The 2,488-nt window shown below is 69.4% G+C and carries 2 protein-coding genes; both read left to right on the forward strand.

What is annotated here, in order from left to right; translation table 11 throughout:
* Window positions 1-917, forward strand: a 917-nt coding sequence (locus tag VEG08_08130; GenBank protein ID HXZ27950.1) for an efflux RND transporter periplasmic adaptor subunit, incomplete at its 5' end; no start/stop codon positions are given.
* Window positions 914-2,488 (forward strand): efflux RND transporter permease subunit (locus VEG08_08135; GenBank protein HXZ27951.1); only part of this gene is annotated, 1,575 nt, incomplete at its 3' end. The genes VEG08_08130 and VEG08_08135, both read left to right, overlap by 4 nt.

The raw sequence follows: 2,488 nt of genomic DNA on the forward strand, positions 1-2,488 counted from the left end.
GCCAGATCGTGGCCAACATCGTCGCCATCCCGGTCACGGCGGGCATGCGCGTGCGCCGGGGACAAGTGCTGGTGGTGCTCGACGGCGCCCAGGCCCACGCCGCGGTGCAGCAGGCCTCCGCCGCGGCTACCGCATCCCGCCAGCAGATCGCCGCCGCCGACGCCGATTATGGCCTGGCGGCCGCCACCTTGAAGCGCTACCAAGCTCTCTATGAGAAGAAGTCGGTCAGCCCGCACGAGCTCGACCAGGTGCAGGCGCAGGAGAAAGCCGCGGCCGCCCGCCGCGAGATGAGCCGCGCCACCCAGGCCCAGGCCGAGGCTGCGCTCGCCCAGGCGCGCACCGCCGAAGGCTACACGCGCATCCGCGCTCCCTTTGATGGTGTGGTCACCGGCAAGTACGCCGATGTAGGCGTGCTGGCCATGCCCGGCACGACCCTGGTGGCGGTCGAGGACACCCGCCGCTTCCGCCTGGAAGTGAGCGTGGACGAGAGTCAGATCGCCTCCGTCAAGCTGGACGACAGCGTCCCCGTCCAGCTCGACGCCTTCGGCGGCGAAACCATGACCGGCAAGGTGGTGCAGATCGTCCCTGCCGCCGATCCTGCCAGCCGCAGCTTCACGGTGAAGGTGGAGCTGCCGCTGGATGCCCGCTTGCGCTCCGGCCTCTTCGGGCGGGCGCAGTTCTCCCAGGGCCAGCGCCAGGCCATCCTGGTGCCGCGCAGCGCCGTCGTCGAGCGTGGGCAGTTGCAGGGCGTGTACGTCATAGGCCCCGACCAGGTGGCTGGCCTGCGCTACGTCACTCTGGGCAACGCCGCCGGCGCACAGATCGAGGTGCTTTCCGGCTTGCAGGCCGGCGACCGTGTGGTGCTGGAGCCGGGCGCGCGCGAGCTCGACGGCCGCCGCATCGAGGCGCGGCCATGAACGGTTTGCGCGCGGCGGGCCGCGTCGCCCGCGCCTTCATCGAGTCCAAGCTCACCCCGCTGGTGATCACGGCGGCGCTCCTGCTGGGCGCCTTCAGCGTGTGGAAGACGCCGCGCGAGGAAGAGCCGCAGATTATCGTCCCCATGCTCGACGTCTTCGTCCAGATGCCCGGAGCCTCGGCGCAGGAGGTGGAGCAGCGCGTCACCATCCCCATGGAGAAACTGCTGCGCGAGGTGCCGGGGGTGGAGTACGTGTACTCCATCAGCCGCCCGGGCATGAGCCTGGTGATCGTGCGCTTCTACGTAGGGCAGAAGGAAGAGGACGCGATCGTCCGCACCTACAACAAGCTCTACTCCAACTTCGACCGCATCCCGCCGGGGGTCTCGCAGCCCATCATCAAGGTGCGCTCCATCGACGACGTGCCCATCCTGGCGCTCACCCTGTGGGGCCCGAACTACGACGCTTATCGGCTGCGGCGCATCGCCGGCGAGTTGGAGAATACGCTCAAGCAGCTCGACGACGTCTCGGAAACCAAGATCATCGGCGGGTTGCCGCGGCAGGTGAGGGTGGTGCTCGACGTGCAGCGCCTGGCCGCCTACGGACTGACCCCGGGCGTGATCGCCGGGCAGCTCCAGGCCGCCAACCAGCGCGGCATCGCCGGCAGCTACGCCCGCGACAACCGCGAGGTCCAGGTCGAGGCCGGCACCTTCTTCTCCAGCGTGGAGGAACTGCGGCAGGTGGTGGTGGGCGTGCACCAGGGCAAGCCCGTCTATCTGCGCGACGTGGTGGAGAAGCTGGAGGACGGTCCCGCCGAGCCCCACGACTACGTGCTCTTCTCGAGCGGCAAGGGCGATCCCCACGGCGCCTCGGCCGTGGACTACCCGGCCGTCACTATCACGCTGGCCAAGCGCAAGGGCACCAACGCCACCCTCATCGCCAACGCCGCCCTGGCCAAGGTGGACGCGCTGCGCGGCTACCTCCTGCCCCGCGACCTGAACGTCACCGTCACTCGCAACTACGGCGAGACCGCCAAGGACAAGTCCGACGAGCTGCTCAAGCACCTGCTGCTGGCCACGCTCTCGGTCACGCTGCTCATCGCGCTGGCCCTGGGCTGGCGCGAGTCGGGGGTGGTGTTGCTGGCCGTGCCCGTCACCCTGGCCCTCACCCTGGCCATCTTCTATCTCTACGGCTACACCCTGAACCGGGTGACGCTGTTCGCGCTCATCTTCTCCATCGGCATCCTGGTGGACGACGCCATCGTGGTGGTGGAGAACATCGTGCGCCACTTCCGCCTGCCCGCCAGCCGCGGGCGCTCGCTGGCGCAGGTGGCGGTGGAGGCGGTGGACGAGGTCGGCAACCCCACCATCCTGGCCACCTTCACCGTGATCGCCGCCATCCTGCCCATGGCCTTCGTCAGCGGCCTGATGGGGCCGTACATGCGGCCGATTCCGGTGGGCGCCTCGGCGGCCATGGTCTTCTCGCTGCTGGTGGCCTTCGTGGTCTCGCCCTGGGCGGCGCTGCGCCTGCTGCGCCACTACGCCCAGGCGGGCGAGTCGCTCCACGAAAAGGAA

It is taken from the genome of Terriglobales bacterium (assembly GCA_035624475.1).
In the GTDB taxonomy this organism is placed as follows: domain Bacteria; phylum Acidobacteriota; class Terriglobia; order Terriglobales; family Acidobacteriaceae; genus DASPRL01.